At 39.7% G+C, this 18930-nt stretch carries 14 protein-coding genes; 4 read left to right on the top strand and 10 right to left on the bottom strand.

The genetic code is table 11. The annotated features are described in order from the left end of the window. Positions 1-420: 420 nt before the first annotated feature. Entirely contained in the window at positions 421-1287 is an 867-nt protein-coding gene (locus tag HMPREF1528_RS06230) for a lysophospholipid acyltransferase family protein (RefSeq protein WP_016479071.1), read from the bottom strand. A 381-nt stretch (positions 1288-1668) separates the two neighbouring features. Between HMPREF1528_RS06230 and HMPREF1528_RS06225 the strand changes: the two genes are divergently transcribed. Then, on the top strand, positions 1669-2469 hold the full coding sequence (locus HMPREF1528_RS06225) for a DUF4476 domain-containing protein (protein ID WP_009417940.1): 801 nt from the start codon (positions 1669-1671) through the stop codon (positions 2467-2469). A 107-nt stretch (positions 2470-2576) separates the two neighbouring features. Continuing rightward, complete coding sequence (trxA, locus tag HMPREF1528_RS06220) at positions 2577-2897, top strand: thioredoxin (protein ID WP_002673363.1); 321 nt, start codon at positions 2577-2579, stop codon at positions 2895-2897. Positions 2898-2980: 83 nt separating this feature from the next. On the opposite strand, the gene HMPREF1528_RS06215 is transcribed toward trxA, so the two are convergent. After that, on the bottom strand, positions 2981-3367 hold the full coding sequence (locus HMPREF1528_RS06215; RefSeq protein WP_016479070.1) for an HIT family protein: 387 nt from the start codon (positions 3365-3367) through the stop codon (positions 2981-2983). A 26-nt stretch (positions 3368-3393) separates the two neighbouring features. Further along, positions 3394-3867, bottom strand: a complete 474-nt coding sequence (gene greA, locus HMPREF1528_RS06210) for a transcription elongation factor GreA (protein ID WP_002673366.1) — start codon at positions 3865-3867, stop codon at positions 3394-3396. Between the two features lie 362 nt (positions 3868-4229). On the opposite strand from greA, the gene HMPREF1528_RS06205 reads away from it, so the two are divergent. Both HMPREF1528_RS06205 and HMPREF1528_RS06200 read left to right on the top strand, forming a co-directional pair. Further along, entirely contained in the window at positions 4230-5552 is a 1323-nt protein-coding gene (locus tag HMPREF1528_RS06205) for a lytic transglycosylase domain-containing protein (protein WP_009410097.1), read from the top strand. A 28-nt stretch (positions 5553-5580) separates the two neighbouring features. Beyond that, positions 5581-6447 carry a geranylgeranylglycerol-phosphate geranylgeranyltransferase gene (locus tag HMPREF1528_RS06200; protein ID WP_034567920.1) on the top strand — a complete coding sequence of 289 codons (867 nt, stop codon included), beginning with the start codon at positions 5581-5583 and terminating at the stop codon, positions 6445-6447. 177 nt (positions 6448-6624) lie between these two features. Here the strand turns inward: HMPREF1528_RS06200 and HMPREF1528_RS06195 are convergent, their stop codons facing one another. From HMPREF1528_RS06195 to HMPREF1528_RS06165, 7 genes are all read right to left on the bottom strand, one after another. Further along, entirely contained in the window at positions 6625-9072 is a 2448-nt protein-coding gene (locus HMPREF1528_RS06195; RefSeq protein ID WP_016479068.1) for a tetratricopeptide repeat protein, read from the bottom strand. A 76-nt stretch (positions 9073-9148) separates the two neighbouring features. Continuing rightward, positions 9149-9940, bottom strand: a complete 792-nt coding sequence (locus tag HMPREF1528_RS06190; protein WP_002673370.1) for a DUF3108 domain-containing protein — start codon at positions 9938-9940, stop codon at positions 9149-9151. Positions 9941-10659: 719 nt separating this feature from the next. Then, complete coding sequence (locus HMPREF1528_RS06185; RefSeq protein ID WP_016479067.1) at positions 10660-12060, bottom strand: BT_3987 domain-containing protein; 1401 nt, start codon at positions 12058-12060, stop codon at positions 10660-10662. 1 nt (position 12061) lies between these two features. Beyond that, positions 12062-13249 carry a DUF1735 and LamG domain-containing protein gene (locus HMPREF1528_RS06180; RefSeq protein WP_016479066.1) on the bottom strand — a complete coding sequence of 396 codons (1188 nt, stop codon included), beginning with the start codon at positions 13247-13249 and terminating at the stop codon, positions 12062-12064. Positions 13250-13254: 5 nt separating this feature from the next. Next, positions 13255-14151 (bottom strand): glycoside hydrolase family 18, encoded by an 897-nt coding sequence (locus HMPREF1528_RS06175; protein ID WP_016479065.1) that lies wholly within the window; start codon positions 14149-14151, stop codon positions 13255-13257. 23 nt (positions 14152-14174) lie between these two features. Next, positions 14175-15719 (bottom strand): SusD/RagB family nutrient-binding outer membrane lipoprotein, encoded by a 1545-nt coding sequence (locus HMPREF1528_RS06170; protein WP_016479064.1) that lies wholly within the window; start codon positions 15717-15719, stop codon positions 14175-14177. A gap of 13 nt (positions 15720-15732) precedes the next feature. Then, positions 15733-18867, bottom strand: coding sequence for a SusC/RagA family TonB-linked outer membrane protein (locus HMPREF1528_RS06165; RefSeq protein WP_016479063.1), 3135 nt, complete (start codon positions 18865-18867; stop codon positions 15733-15735). Positions 18868-18930: the final 63 nt, after the last annotated feature.

The raw sequence follows: 18930 nt of genomic DNA, 5'->3' as shown, positions 1-18930 counted from the left end.
TTACCTTCACTTTCCCCGTCACCACACTCTCTTTTTCCTTCATACTTTTCCCTAGTGCCTATGGCCTAAGGCCTATTACCTCTTCCTCTTTCTTTCGCCTCGAAACCCCGTTTTTAACATTTTTAATGCTGTTGTATTATAGTATGAATCAACCACTTATACACCCTTTCTATACCAATCGTCCAAGATTCGTATAAGCTTCCTATAAGCTCTCTATAAGCTAACCCCACCCTTCTTACAGCCTTTTTTCACCAAAATCCCTCTCTTCCTCCTTTCGAACTTCTTCGATATCTTCCGGATATTCCTAACACTCCCAACTCATCGCTTTTTCATCTCAAACTTTGCTAAAGTTAATAGTCCGTGCGGCTCGCACCTCATTTCCTCATTTGCTAATTTCCTCATTTTCTCATTTTCCAACTCTTATTGCATTCTCTTAAACCTATTATGCGTCCACAGGTAAAACTCTGGTTTGTCGTAAATCTGCCTGTTGATACGTTCAAAAAACATATCCGTAATCTGAAAATCCACGTATTCAGTAGGATTTTCCGCCAATACTTCAAAGGTAGTTTGGTAATAACCGCGCTTTACTTTTTCTATTTTAGCAAATACAATCACCGTATTGAGTGCCTTTCCCAAGCGTTCCGCCCCTGTAAATACAGGCACATTAAGCCCTAAAAACGGACGCCGATAGTTCTTCTTATTATTAGGAATCTGGTCAGAGGCAAAACCATAGCAATACACCCCGTGCGCATCTTTGTGTTTTTTCATTTCTCTATGCGCCGTATAGCGAGGCAAAAGGTAACTGTGGTGTTTCATTCGTATTTTTTGTAACAATCTGTCAAAATACTTATTGCTCAGCGGAGTATAAAGCGCATACGACTTGTGTTCAAGAAAATAAGCCAAAGACAACAACCACTCATAACTCGCATAATGACTGCACATAATGAGGATATTACGCTCCTCTCCTTCATACTTTTTGAGCACTTCAAGATTAGGATACACCATACGCTTCTTCATCTCTTTTTCACTCATTCCGTATGATTTCACCATTTCTAATAAAGTATCACAAAAGTGATGGTAAAATTTGCGTTCTATCGTTCTAAGTTCCGCTTCTGTTTTAAAAGGAAAAGCCGTATGGAGGTTCTTGCGTACCACTTTCACCCTGTATTTCAATAGAGTATAAAGTATAAAATAAAAGAAATCCGATACTCCGTAAAGAAGCCAAAAAGGCAATCGCGAAATCCCCCAAACAATAGGATAAGCAATAATATAAATTAATAAATTCATTCTGTCCCTAATTTTGTGGCAAAGTTAATAATTTAATATTATCCAAAAAAGTAAATCTGTGATTTTTGTATTTTTCCAAGGAAGGAAGTTCGTGGCAAACTTTACCAAAGTTTTAAATTGCTTGTTGTGCTACAACTTGCCTGTCGTGCTACGACTTTGGCACGAAATTCGCTATTTACTATAAGAAGATGTAAAGTCATAAATTCCGTAAAATCCCTCACCTTTAGGTGAGAAATCCGTGAATTAATATGTTATTTACTTAAATTTATTGCCGAAGAATCCGTGAAATCTGTGAAATCCGTGCGAGATTTTAAAACATTTATCGCTTTTGCGGATTGTCCCCCTTCGGGGGTTCGGAGGCTTTTTAATCTACATACACTTATGAAAAAGTTATTATTACTTTGCTTAGGGGTTTTAACCTCAGTAAGCTGGGCACAAGAAGTAGGCTCAGCAGGTCGTTTGTTGCAAAACGAATACCACCCAAACAAACAAGCGCGCGCTGTCATTGGGCGTGGTGGTATCTCAGTAAATATCGATTGGGAATACGACTATAACGGCGGTTATGCCGAAGTCTTTATCCGCATTCCTGAACGCGACCGCTTTACAGTGAGTATAGGCGACCAAGAAATCACCAGTACTACCGGTATGTACCGCTTCTTCGACGTAACAGCTAACCCTCAACCACTCAGCATTTGGCAAGGACGTACGCTCATTTATCGAGTAACTATCAATCCCCGTAACAACACCCGTATGATAATGGACTTCTTTTCACGCGAAGGACTCTATTTGTTAGACGAAATTAGCTTGAACAACAATCAGCCCTCCTATCACGGTCGTCAATGGAATGATGTGTGGAATCGCTCATACGGCGGAGGCTATGGAGGTGCTCCTATGATGCGTCAAGGTGATTTTAATAACTTCTTTAAGATGTACAAGGACGAAACTTTCGATAAAGATAAGCTGGCTTTCTTCCGTGCCCAAAAGAATATCGTATCGTTTACCACTGAGCAAATAGGTGAACTGATGGAAGAACTTTCTTTTGACGACAATAAATTCATCATCGCACAAGAAGCCTATCCTAATGTAGTCGACCCTCAAAACTATTACCAGTTGCAAGCCAAATTTACTTTCCCATCTGGTAAAAAGAAACTATCAGAGTTCCTACAATCAGTGCGCAGATAACAAACGTTATAGTAGTATAACAAAAAACTATTACCGTGAGGTTTTGTATTTTTAATAAAGTTTGTATCTTTGCCTCAAATTTAATTACAATATAAAAACATATTAGTATGGCATTAGAAATAACAGATGGAAATTTTGAAGACTTGGTGCTTAAAAGTACCCAGCCTGTATTAGTAGACTTTTGGGCAGTGTGGTGTGGACCTTGCCGTATGCTCGCTCCCGTTGTAGAAGAAATATCTAAAGAATACGAAGGTAGAGTAGTAGTAGGCAAAGTAGATGTGGATAACAACCAAGAATTTGCTGCTAAATATGGCATTCGCAATATCCCTACCGTATTGGTATTTCAAAATGGAGAGGTAGTAGGTCGCCAAGTGGGAGTAGCTCCTAAAAAGACTTACACCGATGCATTGGACGGATTATTGTCTTAATTGCTTGTCGTGTTACAACAAAAAAGGCTATCAACAACTTATTGTAATTGTTGATAGCCTTTTTTGTATTGTCTTCTTTAAGGCTAAAACGCTTCTCTTACTTTCTGCGCAAGCGCTTTAAACTCTTCATCAGTAAGTTTTACTTTGTGTTGGAAAGTCATTTCCTTCATCTCGCTGATAGGAATGAGGTGCACGTGTACGTGAGGCACTTCAAGACCTACAACTGCTACGCCTATACGCTCGCAAGGCACTACCTTTTTAAGAGCTTTGGCTACACGTTTTGAGAAAGCCATCAAGCGCAAGTAATGGTCGTCATCCATATCAAAAATATAGCTAATTTCTTGTTTAGGCACACAAAGGGTATGCCCTTTGGCATTAGGATTAATATCGAAAAAAGCGATAAACTCATCGTCTTCCGCTACTTTGTAGCAAGGAATTTCCCCATTGATAATTTTTGTAAAAATACTCATAATTTTAATTGTTAATTCTCAATTGTTTATCTACTTATTTCTAAAATCTCCAATTTAAGAGTGCCATTAGGTACCTTAATCTCAGCTATTTCACCTACTGATTTGCCCAAGAGCCCTTTGCCAATAGGAGAACTTACCGATATTTTCCCTGCTTTTAGGTCGGCTTCACTTTCTGCTACAAGGGTATAAGTAATCTCCATCTTGTTAGCCAGATTTTTCAACTTTACGGTAGAGAGCACAAGCACTTTGCTCACATCAAGTTGTGATTCATCGATAATGCGAGCATTAGCTACCAATTCTTCAAGTTTGGCAATCTTCATTTCCAATAAACCTTGCGCTTCTTTAGCAGCGTCGTACTCAGCGTTTTCTGAAAGGTCTCCTTTGTCACGTGCCTCAGCAATAGCTTGAGAAGCACGAGGGCGCTCCACATCTTTCAGCTGATTGAGCTCATCACGAAGCTTTTTCAGCCCTTCAGCAGTGTAATATGATACTTTCTTCATAATATCCTTTTAATGTTGTTATATTTATATAAAAATAAAAAATCCTCAAATAGTCTCTCTGAGGATTTCTGCGGGCAAAGGTAATACTTTTTTTTAAACTGACAAACTTTTTATAACAAAGTAATACGCTTTTCTTCTTTTGGTATCAAATATAAAATCACTAATGCTAATTAACATAAGTTTTGTATAAGTTACCTCTTATCTAAAAAACACCTCTACACAAAACAAACAAATCTTGGCACACTTTTGGTATCAATTCAGTGAGGATTTTGAAAAAAATAACTATATATTTGTTGCATTTCAATATTTTTAATAACTTTGTCCCCTTGCTAAATCTAAGTTAAAAAACACTCAACAATAATATGACACTTAAAAAATATACATTGGGAACTCTTTTTTGTTTTTTAATCGGTAGTTTATCCGTTGAAGCACAGAGCTCGTTCTCCAAAGATACCATCAATCAAACTATTGCTAACAACAAACGCGAAGCTCTTCGCAAACTAAACGACAACCCTAAGGCAAGAAAATACGATGAAAAATGGCTAAAAGAACTCTCTAATTCTGATTTATTCGAGCAAATGAGTGAAGATATTGCTACTACCCCCACCGATGTAACCTACGACGAACTTCCTACTGAAGTCCTCAAAAAACGATTAGAGAAACTTAACCAGAAAACTCCTTTCAATGTAGAGTATAATCCTATCTTGGAACAGGTAATCAAGTCGTTCCTCAAAAATCGCCGTTCTTCTTTAGAGCGCCTAATGACTCTTAGTGATTATTATTTCCCGATGTTTGAACAAGAGATGAGTAATCAAAAGATCCCTTTGGAGATGAAGTATTTAGCCATTATCGAGTCGGCTCTAAACCCTAAGGCTCGTTCGCGTGCAGGGGCTACAGGCTTATGGCAGTTTATGTACAGTACAGGTAAAGGTTATGGCTTAGAAGTAAATAACTATGTTGATGAGCGTAGCGACCCCATTCGGTCTACCAAAGCAGCTGCAAAATACCTAAATGAACTCTATAAAATATTTGGTGACTGGGATTTAACACTCGCCGCTTACAATTCAGGACCAGGTAATGTAACCAAAGCCATTCGCCGTTCCAATGGCAAGACTAACTATTGGAATTTGCGCCCTTATCTTCCCAGAGAAACCGCTGGATATGTACCGGCTTTCTTGGCAACTCTCTATATTTTTGAATATGCCAAAGAACACGGCTTCAAACCTCAAAAGCGCGCTAATCACGTTTTTGAAACCGATACTGTCCGCGTAAAGCAAGCTATATCTTTTAAAGATATTTCCGATATTACAGGTATGGACGTAAAAGATATTCAGTTTTTTAACCCTTCCTATCAATTAGATGTTGTCCCTTATGTTGAAGGTCGTAACTACGCCGTGCGCTTACCTATTTCCGAGATAGGTAAGTTTGTAGCTAACGAAGAGGCTATCTATGCTTACCTTAATGAAGAGAAAGCAAACCGTGAGCAACCTCTCCCTCAAGTGGTAAAAGGCGACCAATATGCAGGAGGCAGATCTTCTAAGAAAACAATATACACAGTAAAGAAAGGAGATAATTTAGGAAAGATTGCTACACGGCACGGTGTAACGGTTTCTAATCTCAAACGCTGGAATCGTATCAAGGGCAGTAATATTCGTGTAGGACAAAGGCTCTCTATCTATAGGTAACGGCTAACAAGCACAAAACATACGCATAATGAGGAGAACTACCTTATTAAAGCTCATCGGGATTTTTTCGGCTGTACGAGGTTATAATATAATGATAGTATGCCTCGCTCAATATTTAGCTGCTATCTTTGTGCTTTCGTATAAACCTTGGCGTGAGGTAATTTTTGACGATTCTTTACTGATGCTCGTCATTGCAGGAGCCTTGGCTATCGCAGGGGGCTATATTATCAATGGTTTTTACGACAAAGAAAAAGACCTTATCAATAAGCCCACCAAAACAATGATAGACCATCTGGTAAGTCAAAATACTAAACTCACTCTTTACTTTTTGCTCAACTTCCTTTCAGTAATTGTAGCCAGTTATGTATCATTCAGAGCAGTAATTTTCTTCTCAGGATATATTTTCACAATGTGGCTCTATTCCCACCGTATCAAAAAGTTATTATTTTTTGGCAACCTCACTTCGGCAGTATTGGCTATTATCCCCTTTTTTGCCATCTTTGTATATTACCGTAACTTCGAGGCTATAATTTTCGTACACGCCCTACTCATCTTTCTGCTTATCCTTATCAAGGAATTTATTAAAGATTTACAAAATATTAAAGGAGATTTGGCTCATAACTACGCTACTATACCCGTAGTATATGGAGAGTCCTTCTCCAAAAAGCTCATTACCCTAAGCGTCGTGTTGTGCGTCTTACCTATTTACGTATTGCTCAATTACTTTTCCATAGGGAATTTAACCTATTTTCTATGGTTTATGCTTATATATTTATGTATTTTTGTATGTCTTCTTTGGCGAAGTAAAGACCAAAAACATTATGCATTGCTCCACAATATGCTTAAATTGATATTAGTAGCAGGCATATTCAGCGTAGCACTTACTGTAAAATAATATCAGTTCAATGTAACGATTTATTAATATTCAAACACTTTTGCGGTTACACTACTTTACCAAAGTAATCCCTTTGGATAGTTACTTCTCTCTTACATCAAACTCTCGCTAAAATAACAAAAAGAGCTGTCTTAATAAGACAGCTCTTTCCGCATTTATTATTTGAAAAAGGAGAGTTTACTTTTTAGCGGTAACTACTTTCAGCATATCGCAAGCTTTCTTCTCACCGTTATCGCAAGCTTGTTCAAACCAATCGGCAGCCCTACTATCCGATTGTTCTATGCCTTCACCGTGATAATAGCAGTGTCCTAAACGGAATTGCGCAGGAGCATAATCCTTACGTGCAGATAATTTGTAGTAATTAGCGGCTTTCTCATACGAACGGTCTATACCATTCCCATTGTAATAACAGTTAGCTAAGTTGTATTGTCCTTGAGCGTAATCACGTTGTGCCGACTTTTGGAAGTTAGCCAATGCTTGACCAAAGTTTTGCTTTTCAAAATAATAAGAGCCTAATTCATTAAGCGCTTCCACATTGTTTTGTTCAGCTGCTTTAGCAAGCCAATGTACCCCTTTGGTTTCATTGAGGTGTTTCATAGGTGTTTTCGGAGCGTTTTGTGCTACGGCAGGTCGTGTACTTGCTCTCACAGCATATTGCTGTTTGGCAGAAGAAATACTCTTGCCCCCTCTTTGTCTGCGAAGTAACTCAGCACGTGCTTCGGCTTCAGGACTATTAGGCTCTATACTGCGTGATGAGGTAACAGCAACTGTAGGCGTAGTGGTAGCTGTTGGCTTTTTAGGTGTTTGCTTAGGCGTTGGTTTAGGAGCTGGAGTTGCCGGTTGTGGCTTCACATCGGGTACCATTGTCATATAGTATTTCCCTAAGCTGAATTGAGTAGAAGCATCTCCTTTCTTAGCCACTCTCTCTGCCCAATAAACTGCTTTCTCATCGTTCTTATCTGGATTCTTTACTTCAAAATAATACTCCATCAAACGTTTTTGTGCAGTGGTATTATCTTGTTGTTTAGCTAATTTTTCATAGAGTGGAAAGGCTTTATCATTTTGTTTACTTGTCCCTTTAGCATAGAAATAACCATCAGCTACTGCCAATATCACTTCCGGACTCTCTTTTGGGTCATTCTTTTCAACTATTTTATTAAGCCAATCAAAAGCGTATTTATTGGAAAGCCCAGCAGCTTTTACTGCCCACTTGCTAGCTTCTCTCATCGATTTCTTTACTCCTTTACCTTCGGCATAGCATTGTGAAAGATTGTATAACACATCGGCATACGCCTCTTCTTGTCCTTGGTAGAAGTAGTCTAACATTTCCTTTTGTGGAGTAGGTGTTTGTTTAGAAGCCTTAGTATAATATTCAAAGGCTCGTTCAAACGATTGATTGGTGTATTTCCCGTTGAAGTATAAATCACCTAATTTCTTAAGTGCTAAAAGATGATTAGCCGCAGCTGCTTTCTCAAGGTAGTCAAAGCCCTTTTTCACGTCTAACTGTCCTTCTTGCAAAAGCATATTTCCTAAGTTGTATTGCGCTGTTACATCACCTGCTTCAGCAGCTTTTTGGAAAAACTCTAAGGCTTGTGCGTTTGAGGGGTGTGCTCCTATCCCCACTGCATAACATACCCCTAAGTTATTTTGCGCTTTAGGAGTAGGATTGGTATTTACTGATTTGAGTATCCAACTGAAAGCATCTTTCGGGGAAGCATTGGTGCCTATACCATTGTAGAAACAAAGTGCCAACTGTGCTTGTGCTGCTGCATTGCCTTTGTTAGCGGCCTGGGTATAGTAATTAATCGCTTTCTTGTAGTATTTCCCTATAAGCGGACTGTTGCCATAGAAGTAAAAGTTTCCTAATTGGTACATTGCTTCAGCATCGCCTCCTTTGGCTGCTTTTTCAAGCATTTCAATAGCTTTAGCTTCCGATTTTTCTACGCCTTTACCTTCTAAGTAAGCATCGGCAAGCATTCTTTGCGCTTCGGTATTGCCTTTATTTGCCACTTGGGTTAATCGCTCTATAGCTTCTGGGTTTGATGCATTGATTTCATACGCCCAAGAAGCTAATAGCATCTCAGCTTCTGAATTGCCGTTTTTTGAAGCTTGTTCTGCCCAATATTTAGCCTTATTCACATCTTTAGTAACTCCTTCACCTGAGTGGTACGCCTTAGCAAGGTCTAACTGCACTTCAGGGTTCTCTTTCTCAGCGTGCTTCTCTATAAGTGCATAATACTTCTCTTTCGATTGCTCTACGCCTTTGCCATCGCGGTAGCATAGTGCCAACTCACGTTGTGCTTCGGGGTTACCCGCATCGGCTACTTTGGTGAGCCATTCCACTCCTTTTTGTGGTGATTTTGGTACGCCTTTACCGTTAAAATAGCATTGTGCCAACTGGTATTGTGCATTTAAATCGCCTGTCTCGGCTACTTTTTCAAGCCATACTACGGCTTCCTGATAAGAGCGCCTTACGCCCTTCCCTTTAAAATAAGCATCAGCTAATTCAGTTTGTGCTTGTACATCTCCCTTCTCGGCAAGTTTGATGAGTTTTTTTACATTCGCATCTTGCCCATACGATAATGTTGCAAGAAAAATAGAGACTGCTAAAAACAAGTTTTTCATAGTATATTTGTTTATTTTTGATTACTTCCGCTTTGAGGCGACAAATATACGTAAAAAAAATAAACTAACTACACAATTATTTCTTTTTTTTCAAATTTGTGTCATTTTTAAGATTATTAAAGCCATCAAGCTCAGCTACCAACGAACCTACACGCAACGAAGCTTTTAGCTTCACAGGCACTTTATTCTTGTCGTCGGTAATCCACATCGTGATGCTTTCTTCTTCCTTAAACACGCGCCCATCTTGTACTAATGGACAGAACTTTAAGGTATTAACCGTACCAAAATGTGTCTTTACTTTTTCGCGACCTAATAGTTTTAGTTTGAACTTGTACACCTCGTCATCATCAAAAATCATATCCATAGATATCTGCCCCCCTACTTTCATATTTTCGATATTAGGGTGATGACGAAGTGCGTAGAACGCTGATATTACATCTTGTAAACCTGGCTGAAAGTTTATTTCGGTAATATTGCCGTTTTCTACATTATTTATTTTTACCTTATTGCTGGTATGATTAAAATACATTTTGAGGTATTTAGTGTATCCTCCTTCGTAAATATTTCTTATAAAAAGTCTTGGTTTGCCATCTGTTATGCCAAAATAACTCTCATAAGTATCATCTACTTTGAAAAATATACGTGCCAAACCAGTAGTGGCACCTTTACCCACTGCGTGAAACACCTTTTCGCCATTATACATCTCTTCATTAACTGCCATTGTAGCAATGCTGGCGTTAAATACACCATATTTTACTTTAAAACGTAACCATTCCCCTCCTTTGAAAGGTAATTCAGCAGTTTGAGCCCCTACTATGGGGCTTACTAATAACGAAAAAAAGATAATAACAATACTTAAATGTTTCATATATTAACATGATTAATCTGTCAATAAGACAATAAATTAATGTGCCAAAGAGCAATTAACGTGCCATTTTTCAACAGCCTTGTGACTTCCTTCTCATTTTTTTTAGAGTTATAGTACAATAGGGTTAATAGGGTTTATTAATTTGGAAATTTAGAAATTAGAAAATTAGCAGATTTGGAAATTAGCAAATGAGGCGCGAGTTACAAGCTTGAACTATAGGAGATTAACTTTGCCAAAGGTGCGAGCCGCACAGGCAAAAACTTTGGCAAAGTGTATACCGCAAAAGAGACACATCTGAGTTATCGGAAGGAAACGGAGAAGTTCGGAAGGGGAAAGGGAGGGTTTTTGATGAAAAAAGGCTATTAGATGGGTGAGGTTAGCTTATAGAGAGCTTATAGGAAGCTTATACGAATCTTGGAAGATCGGTATAGAAAGGGTGTGTAAGTTGTTGATTCATACTGCAATATAACAAGGTTAAAAATGTTAAAAACAGGGTTTCGAGACGAAAGAAAAAGAATCCCAACCTCGTCTCTCTCCTTGGGAGAGGGGGTGTAATGACGAGTGACGAGAGACGAATGACAAAGGTAAGAGGGATTGTGACAACGCAAAAGTAATTGAAAAATAGCATTTTTTATATTGAAGTGACGTTACATTACATAAAAAAAAGAGGCTACCCCCAATGCAAGGGCAGCCTCTTCTTTTTATAAAGTAATTAAGTATTACCTGTCTTTATGTCCTTTATGGTATTTCCCAGAGAAAATACATTCTTCACCATAAAATAATTTAGTAGCAGTACTTAGGTCTTGGGTTACTTGTCCACTTGCTATACTGTTTCCATTGATATTGTATATCATCATCATTCCAAAGCAATCTTTTAAGTTAGCTTCCGTTGCCCAACTTATAGAATAAGTCCCATAGGTGGCATTAACAGACATTTTGCCATATTTCTCGTTAGGAAGTCCTACAAAAGAAGTTTGATTACTGCCATAATCTGACCAGCTATAATCTAAGTAGTTTTTAGCTCCTTTTCCGTGCTCATCAGTTACACCGTTATATAAATTATGTCCAAAGTCATACAAAGTAAGCAATTTATTAGGCATTACTTCCTTCATAGCTCGCATAAACCACAAGATAGATTGATTCCCTTTGGTAGGTTTTTGCTTTAATTTGTCGTACTCAGCCCACTCTTCGTCGATATCGTAGCCATCAAAACCGTACTTATCGGCATATTGTTTGCAATCACGAGCAAACTCAAGGGCTTCTTCATAGTTTTGGAAGTTATAGTAACCTACCCCTTGGTGGTTAGGCAAAATATCTACTACTACTTTAATTCCTCTATCTTTTAAAGGTTTGATATACTTATCGAGGTCTTTGAGAATGGGTTGCAACTTGTCATTGAAGAACAAATAGCGTTTGCCTTTTTTGGCATCGTAGTTCATATTGGCGGCAAAAAGCACGACTATGTCAAACACTGGTTTTTTGCTATCTTTGAGTATAAACTGACCCATATTGCGGATGTCCCAGTCGTTAGTCTCCACATAAGCGACCATTTTCATAGGTTCCTTACGGTTAGAGCAACTATAAGTTCCAGGAGGCATAGGTTTTTTAGAAGTTTCGCTAAGAGCAGAAAATTCTCCATCTTTATGCACTTTTACCAAATGGAATACTTGCTGTCCTGCCATCTCTACTTTCAAAGGAAGCAAGTAATCGCCATACGCTAAAGAAGTAAAGTTTTTGATAGTCAGTTTTACTTCAGCCTCAGTAGCACCTTTGGCATAAGTAGCGCCTTCAAAAGTATAATTGGCTGAAGGCAGTAGACTGTAATCTAATGCTCCTTTGAAGATGTTGTAATCTTTTACGATTTTTTCCATAGAGCTGGTGAGCAAAGTTACCACACCTGCATCGGGGGCAGATTTTCCTATTTTGGTTACAAAAGTATAAGTACCATCGGCGGTAAGAATAGTTTCCTCTTGCTGAGGAGCCGTTTTGTAATATAAGGCACTGCCTTGACTGCTCATAGTATTGTTCCCGGGTTGAGGCAATTCTATTTTGTCTTTATCGCAAGCGTACAGCAATGCTGCACCTATCATTATATTGGCTATGATGTATTTTGCTTTCATATTATTCAGTTATTTTTACACCTTTTTCTTCTTCGTGTAGCTGGATAGTTTGTCTACCGTCTTTATTAGCTTGACCATATAGAATAAGGTTGCGGTTGTTGCCAGAAGCATCAGGTATTTTATTGTTTTTTACTTCACTCATTTTCCAGTAAGCGTATAAGCCACTTTCATTAGCTTTTACTTCGTACATACCATCTTTTATTTGGGTAGCTGTACGCGCCACATTCCACAGACGAAGTTCGCTAAAGCGAGCTACAATACCACGACTTTCGCTATAGCTTTTTCCAATATAGAAAGTGCCAAGACTTCCTGAACTATTAAACTCAGTTTCTTTTTTGCCATTTATGTAAGCGATGGTCTTACTACCATCGACTACTATAGCGATGTGATACCATTGGTTAGTTTTGAATTTTACGCCTATATCTTGACCATTGGCTTGCAAGTGATCGGGGGCTACGCTAGCATCACCGAAGCGCAATAAGGTTTGTCCTTCGGTACCCATAAAGGTAGAAATGCCTGCTTGACCACTATCACCAGGCCCTCCTCTAAACTTCTGTACATTGATAAGTCCTTCTAAAGTAAAAGTAGAACCAATATCGCTTAGATTAGAGTTGCCATTATCAACTGATAAATACTCATCACGAGTAACCGCCAAGGTGTTTTTAATTTGGCCTTTCACTTTTTCGAAGCTCACCATTAGCAGTTGAGTGTTAGGGGTAACACTCGCTCCACTCACTGAGAAGAGTCGTAAGGCAAACATATAAGCGGTATTGTCTTTCAATTCATCGGAGACGGTTACTTTGGCAGTTCCTTCGTCTGATAGAATATTACCTGCTTTGATGTTCAAAGTTTGGGTATACGAAATGTATTTAGCGGGCAACACGGTGTATTTGGTGCCGTATAGACTGTTGTATTTGGCTACTTGGCTATCGTCTAAGGTAACATAAGCAGCCAAATTGCTGTTGTTTTCTTTAAACAATTGCACTTGGTAGGCTACACTTTTTTGAGTACCTACTTCATTCGCTTGAGCCGAAAGGGCTACTGGAGAGGAAAATTCGGCGGTTTTATTGCCTTCTTTTTGGAGCAGTACTGCCGATTGTCCTCCTGCTTTAGTTCCTCCTCCTACATCTTCTTTAGGAGCACAAGCCGCAAGGGCGAGGAACATACCTATTATTAAATTGCGTTTCATTACTTCTATTTTTGTTGTTGTACTTTGTGAATGATACCTCTCAAGATTTTGAAAGTAGTTTTACCCGAAAGGTTGTAGTAATCTTTTTCGATGTGGTACAGGGCTACCCCAGCGCGGTTGGAGGCTTTCCAATTAACGATATCTACTGTACGCGGATAGCGACCATTTTTGCCATCGGGGTTGAAATTGGTAGAGTCGCTATAGCCATCGTCAAGACCTTCTTCGGTGAAATCGGTTGAAGGTAAATAGCGCAATGTTTTCCACTTTTCAGCTTGCTCAGTAAAACTGCGGAATTGCTCATTGTCCTTTTTGCGGAATATTACCCAATTAGCTTTGCCAATTGGTTTTTCCTCACTTGTTAGTCCATATTCACCATACATATTTTCAATGGCAAAAAGCAAGTTGCCTTTATTAGCAACGATAGCCGAAAGTACGGCATCAAAAGCTGCTTGAGAGAAGTAATCGCTACTTTCTTGTGGAAACTCTACACTCACACCGTTAAAACCATTGGCTTTGGCGATAGCGAGAGCATCGTTAGCTTGCTTGGTGATCTTGGTAGTATCAGTAGTGGTAGCTGCCGAAAAGTCGATACCGAGCAAAACTTTAGTCGCTTTCTTTTGTTGTACGTCTCTCAAATCGTTTTGGAGCATTTCGTCGATAGCATTGTAGTTATTTTTCACTACAATCACATCTAAACTATCAGGGGTATTCATCAGGATAGCCCCTGCTTCTTTTCCCCAATTGTAGAGCATTCCCATAGTAATCGGGCGTTTGTTCAGGTCGGCTTTGTATTGAGTAAGCGCCTGAGTGTTGATTTCACGTTTAGGAGCCTCTATATCTATCGGTTCAATATCGTTACAAGCAACAGCAAGTAACGAGGCTATGAATATTATTTTTTTCATTGCGATAACATTTAAAGGTTAAGTTATTTCTTCACCCACCAAAGGTCGGTAGCGCCATTATCGGCACCGCCTAAGTAACCTACAGCAGCGTTGCGGTTGGTAGGGTTGTTAGTAGTCTCTTTAGAAGAGAAAGGCAAACGTCGCATACCACCAGTGTCTTTGCCATTTACTTGGGTTACCGAAGTAATTACTCCATTGCTACGGTTTTCTACGGGAGCCATTAGGTTAGGATAACCCGTTCTGCGCCATTCAGCCCACGCTTCGTGTGAGTTGTAAGGGTACATTGCAATCCATTTTTGAGTGATAATCTTTGATAATTTCACTTCATTACTATCACTGCTATTCCATTTCACTGTAATAGCCGATGAGAAAGTAGGGTTGTCGTAAGCACTTTGTCGAGGGTCGGAATAAGCACCGCGGGTATTGGTGTTCTCTAAGTAACTACCTATGGCAACATTGTGTTGTGCAAACGATAATTCTATACCTTTTTTGTACAAGTTTTCAGCAGTATCGCCTACAAAAGTCCAGCCTTTGAGCGCCATTTCAGCTTTGATGAAAGCTACTTCTGATGCGGTAATCCACACCATAGGTGACTCTTTAGTGATTTTTGGAGCTGAAAAAAGGGCTGGGTTTACAGTGATACCAGTAAGTCCACTTCTTAGTCCGATGTACTTTTGAGTTAAGCCTGCAACTTCAGTGAAATAGGCCTCGCGACGGGGATCTGAAAAGGCATTCATATAGGCTACAATATCAGCACCTGCACGTGAGTCGCCCCAACTTACTGCTACTTTGAAAGCTGCATTATCTTGAGTTTCGAGCATAGCGTTATCGGCATTTTCGGTAATCACACCATTGTTAATGGCAAATTGAGCATACGCTTTAGCGTTAGTTTCGTCTACATCGCTCATACGTATAGCCATACGTAACAACAAAGAGTTAGCATATTTCACCCATTTGGTCATATCACCTTTGTATACAAGGTCAAAATCGGCATATTGGCGGTCGGAAGCATCTACTGCTTTCAAAGTGTTGATAGCTGTTTTCAAGTCTTCTGCCATATATTTGTACAAATCCGATTGTTTGTCGTAAGGTGTTTGGGTTTTACCAGCTTCCATTTGAGAGTAGGGTAATGGTCCATAGGTATCGGTAAGCCAGTGAGTAACGGCTACACGCAACACAGTTCCCCAAGCAAAATAGTATTTGCTTATATCGCCTTTAGAATAGCTCTTTAAAGCAAAATAAGCAGGGTATAAATGCTTGGTATAAGTGTCGTCAAACACATAGTCAGTCCAGCCTGTACGTGGGTTATACACAGGGTAATCGGCTTGGAACTTAGGTTGTGAGGCATAGCCTGCATACGGAGTAGCGGGCAGGTCAAAACACATTTGGTAAGAGTTTTCCTGCTGAGGTACTACCAATTTTTGCAAGGCAACGAGTTCATTTCCTCCTTGTGGGATTCTACTGAGCTGTTCATCGGTAGCTCCGTAGGGGTTTTTGTTGAAAGTTTCAAAATCTTTAGTACAGCCTACTGCAAGTAGGGCTAATACAGGGATAATATATTTTTTCATTCTTTGCGCTTATTTAAAAGTTTGCTTTGATACTAAAACCATAGCTTCTAAGGCTTGGCAACATAAAGTAGTCTAAACCTTGAGCATAATTACCAGTAGATGAAACCGCTTCGGGGTCGAAAGGCGCTTTGCAGTAAAGCATTGCTAAGTTTCTACCTACAACAGAAAGGGTAACATCTACCTTATCATTCACGAGTTTGCGTGGCAAATGATAAGAAACGTAAGCCTCTTGCAAGCGGAAGTTGGTAGCCGAATAGGTATAGTATTGAGCTACACGTCCTTTACCGCGTTCTTCAAAGTAACTTTGGGCAGGTACTTTGTAACCGTTGATATTTACGCCTCCTGCATTGCGAGCCTCAGCCGATTCTTTAGAAACACCGTAATGGTCTAAGGCAGCTTGGGTCATAGAGATGGCTACACCTCCTATACGTCCAGCGAACATCGCACCAAAGCCTATATTGCCAATGTTGAAATCATTGCGCCAACCTAAGTTGTATTTAGGCAATACAGAACCTAATTTCACATAATTGTCACGATTGCTATACTCTTCTACATTCACTTTGCCATTGCTATCCACAAGTAGGTTGCCATCGGCATCGCGTTTGAAATCGTTAGTAGCGTACACATCGCCTAAGGTACCTCCTGTTTTAAGGATATAACGAGCACCGCCGATACCTCCTTTTTCTAAGTAACTACGACCTTCGCGTTTTCCAGTAACAGGATTGATATAATCTTCTACAAGCGACATAATTTTGTTTTCGTTGTAACTCATAGTGAAATAACTGTTCCAGCTGAATTTATCTTTGATTTTCAAATCATAACCCAATCCTACTTCAAGTCCGCGGTTGCGTACATCACCAGTTTGCAAGTAGATACCATCGTAACCGGTAGAAGGAGAAATCTCTGCCTTAATTGTTTGGTTGTAAGTGTTGGTTTGATAAACGGTAGCATCTAAACTTAGCGTTCCTTTAAGCCATTTAGTTGCGATACCCACTTCGTAAGAATCGGTGCGTTCTGGACGCAATTCACCGATAGGAAAATACGAAACTGCTTTCCATACTTTAGTGTCTTCGTTGAAAGTGAAAGTAGGGGTAGTGAGTTCTCTATCAAAAGGAGAGGCTACCGAACTGAAAGCTACACGCATTTTAGCAAAAGATAAGGTGTTGTACCATTTAGCTTTCGTTTCAGGTGAAAGCAAATCGGTAAGTACTCCTGAAAGTCCCACTGAGGGATAGAAGAAAGAAGATTGTGGAGAGTTTGCTAACTGTGAAGCCCAATCATTACGACCGGTGAGGGTAAGGTAGAGCCAACTGTTATAACCTACTTCCAAACTACCGAAAATAGATTGAGTTTGTTCCGTATACCCCGATTGGTAAGGTCTGGTTTTGGCAGCACCTTGGTCGATATTAAAAGTGTTGAATACATTAGGAATACCATCTTTGCGTAAAGGTCCTTTATAGCCTAATTCGTCATAACGAGTGTCTTGCAAAGAAGCTCCAATATTGGCTACTAAAGAGAAACGACCCACGCCTTCCCATTCAAAATTTTTGTTGAGGTTAGTAAGCACATCGAGGTAGGTTTGTTTTTCATAACCACGAGCAATGCCAAAATAACCTGTTTTGCTCATATCTAATAACGACAAAGTAGAAGCATAACGTTTGTCGGTGCTGGTGAAGTTGGTATTATCGGTGCGTACACGTCCTGAAATATCCCATTTTTCAGTAGGACTCCACTTTTTGAGGTCGAGGGTAACGCCAAAAGAAAGCATATTGCGTTCGCGTTTGCTTTCGCGCAAGTTGCGATAAGCTACCCAATATGGGTTTTGCAAGGTGTAATCACCTGCAAAGCTACCGTTGAAAGTACCATCGGAGCCAGCTGCGAAATCTCCCCATACTTGTTCATAAATATGAGTAGTAGGGTTGTAACGTTCAAACTGACGAGCGCGTTGCAAACCGTAACCACGAGGCATCAAATAAGCACCCACTAAGGGGTTCATATATTCCCCTTGATTAATCATATTAAGGTGGTTTTGGAGGATGTAACTTGCCGAAGCATCAATGCGCAAGCGGTCGCCTAATAAGTGGGTAGTGTTGCGCACTGTAAAGTTGTAACGGTTGTACTGGTTGTTAGGTACCAACCCTTCAGCATTGGTAGAGGCTGCTGAAAAATAAGTTTGGTTCTTTTCGGTACCTCCAGAAAGTGCTACCGAATTGGTAAGGGTAGTGGCGGTTCTAAAGAAGTCCTTCACATCGTAACGATTGGCATCATCAGGCAATTTAGCCCCCCAAGAAGTTACTTTGCCATCACTGCCATAACTATTTTGGAATTCTGGCAAGACAAACGGATTGCCAAACTCTGTATTGGAGGATAACTGAATGTTCATTTTACCCTCTTTACCTTTTTTAGTAGTGATAAGGATTGCACCATTGGCAGCAGCCGAACCGTAGAGCGCAGCAGCTGAAGCCCCTGTAAGTACGGTCATACTTTCAATATCGTCAGGGTTGATATCGGCAATGCTTTCGGTAGACCCTTGTGAGTGGAACTTACCACTACCTTGCTTAGAAGTAGTGGATAGCATAGGCACACCGTCTACCACATAAAGAGCGTTGTTGCTCTTTTCAATAGATTTAGCACCACGCATTACCACTTTGGTAGCCCCCCCCACACCAGAAGAACTGCGGTTGATAGTAACCCCAGCTACTTTACCAGTGAGTGAATTGATGAAGTTTGCATCTTTCACTTTAGTAAGCTCTTCGGCGTTTACCTGTTGTACATTGTAACTCAAAGCCTTTTGTTCACGCTTGATGCCTAACGCAGTAACCACTACTTCGCCAAGCTGTTGCGCTTCTTCTTTAAGAACGATGTTTAAAGTAAACGTTCCTTTTTTCGTATCAACCTTTTTGAGCTGAGAAGCATACCCAATAGAGCTAAATTCAAGTACTTCATTAGGAGCAACTTGGATTTCGTACTTCCCATCAAAATCGGTTGAAACACCACGCGTTGTCCCTTTGACAACTACACTCACCCCAGGGAGGGGCAGTCCATCGTTACCTGTAACAGAACCTGTTACAGATACTCTCGTTTGTGCTATTGCTACAGTGCAGCATAGCAACAAAACGAATAGCAACATTGATTCTTTTACTTTCATTTACTAAAAATTTATTTTCGACAAAGGTAGAGAGTTCTTAATAAACTGCCAAATTTTAACTAA

The organism is Capnocytophaga sp. oral taxon 336 str. F0502, assembly GCF_000411575.1.
In the GTDB taxonomy this organism is placed as follows: domain Bacteria; phylum Bacteroidota; class Bacteroidia; order Flavobacteriales; family Flavobacteriaceae; genus Capnocytophaga; species Capnocytophaga ochracea.
Note: the sequence above shows the minus strand (reverse complement) of the source record. Positions and strands in the feature narration are given on the sequence as shown.

What these genes read in the sequence shown, in the direction of transcription:
- HMPREF1528_RS06205 (WP_009410097.1), top strand. Translation starts at nt 4,230, where the DNA reads ATGACACTTAAAAAATATACATTGGGAACTCTTTTTTGTTTTTTAATC.
- HMPREF1528_RS06215 (WP_016479070.1), bottom strand. Translation starts at nt 3,367, where the DNA reads ATGAGTATTTTTACAAAAATTATCAATGGGGAAATTCCTTGCTACAAA.
- HMPREF1528_RS06225 (WP_009417940.1), top strand. Translation starts at nt 1,669, where the DNA reads ATGAAAAAGTTATTATTACTTTGCTTAGGGGTTTTAACCTCAGTAAGC.
- HMPREF1528_RS06190 (WP_002673370.1), bottom strand. Translation starts at nt 9,940, where the DNA reads ATGAAACATTTAAGTATTGTTATTATCTTTTTTTCGTTATTAGTAAGC.
- HMPREF1528_RS06195 (WP_016479068.1), bottom strand. Translation starts at nt 9,072, where the DNA reads ATGAAAAACTTGTTTTTAGCAGTCTCTATTTTTCTTGCAACATTATCG.
- HMPREF1528_RS06170 (WP_016479064.1), bottom strand. Translation starts at nt 15,719, where the DNA reads ATGAAAAAATATATTATCCCTGTATTAGCCCTACTTGCAGTAGGCTGT.
- HMPREF1528_RS06165 (WP_016479063.1), bottom strand. Translation starts at nt 18,867, where the DNA reads ATGAAAGTAAAAGAATCAATGTTGCTATTCGTTTTGTTGCTATGCTGC.
- greA (WP_002673366.1), bottom strand. Translation starts at nt 3,867, where the DNA reads ATGAAGAAAGTATCATATTACACTGCTGAAGGGCTGAAAAAGCTTCGT.
- HMPREF1528_RS06175 (WP_016479065.1), bottom strand. Translation starts at nt 14,151, where the DNA reads ATGAAAAAAATAATATTCATAGCCTCGTTACTTGCTGTTGCTTGTAAC.
- trxA (WP_002673363.1), top strand. Translation starts at nt 2,577, where the DNA reads ATGGCATTAGAAATAACAGATGGAAATTTTGAAGACTTGGTGCTTAAA.
- HMPREF1528_RS06230 (WP_016479071.1), bottom strand. Translation starts at nt 1,287, where the DNA reads ATGAATTTATTAATTTATATTATTGCTTATCCTATTGTTTGGGGGATT.
- HMPREF1528_RS06200 (WP_034567920.1), top strand. Translation starts at nt 5,581, where the DNA reads ATGAGGAGAACTACCTTATTAAAGCTCATCGGGATTTTTTCGGCTGTA.
- HMPREF1528_RS06185 (WP_016479067.1), bottom strand. Translation starts at nt 12,060, where the DNA reads ATGAAAGCAAAATACATCATAGCCAATATAATGATAGGTGCAGCATTG.
- HMPREF1528_RS06180 (WP_016479066.1), bottom strand. Translation starts at nt 13,249, where the DNA reads ATGAAACGCAATTTAATAATAGGTATGTTCCTCGCCCTTGCGGCTTGT.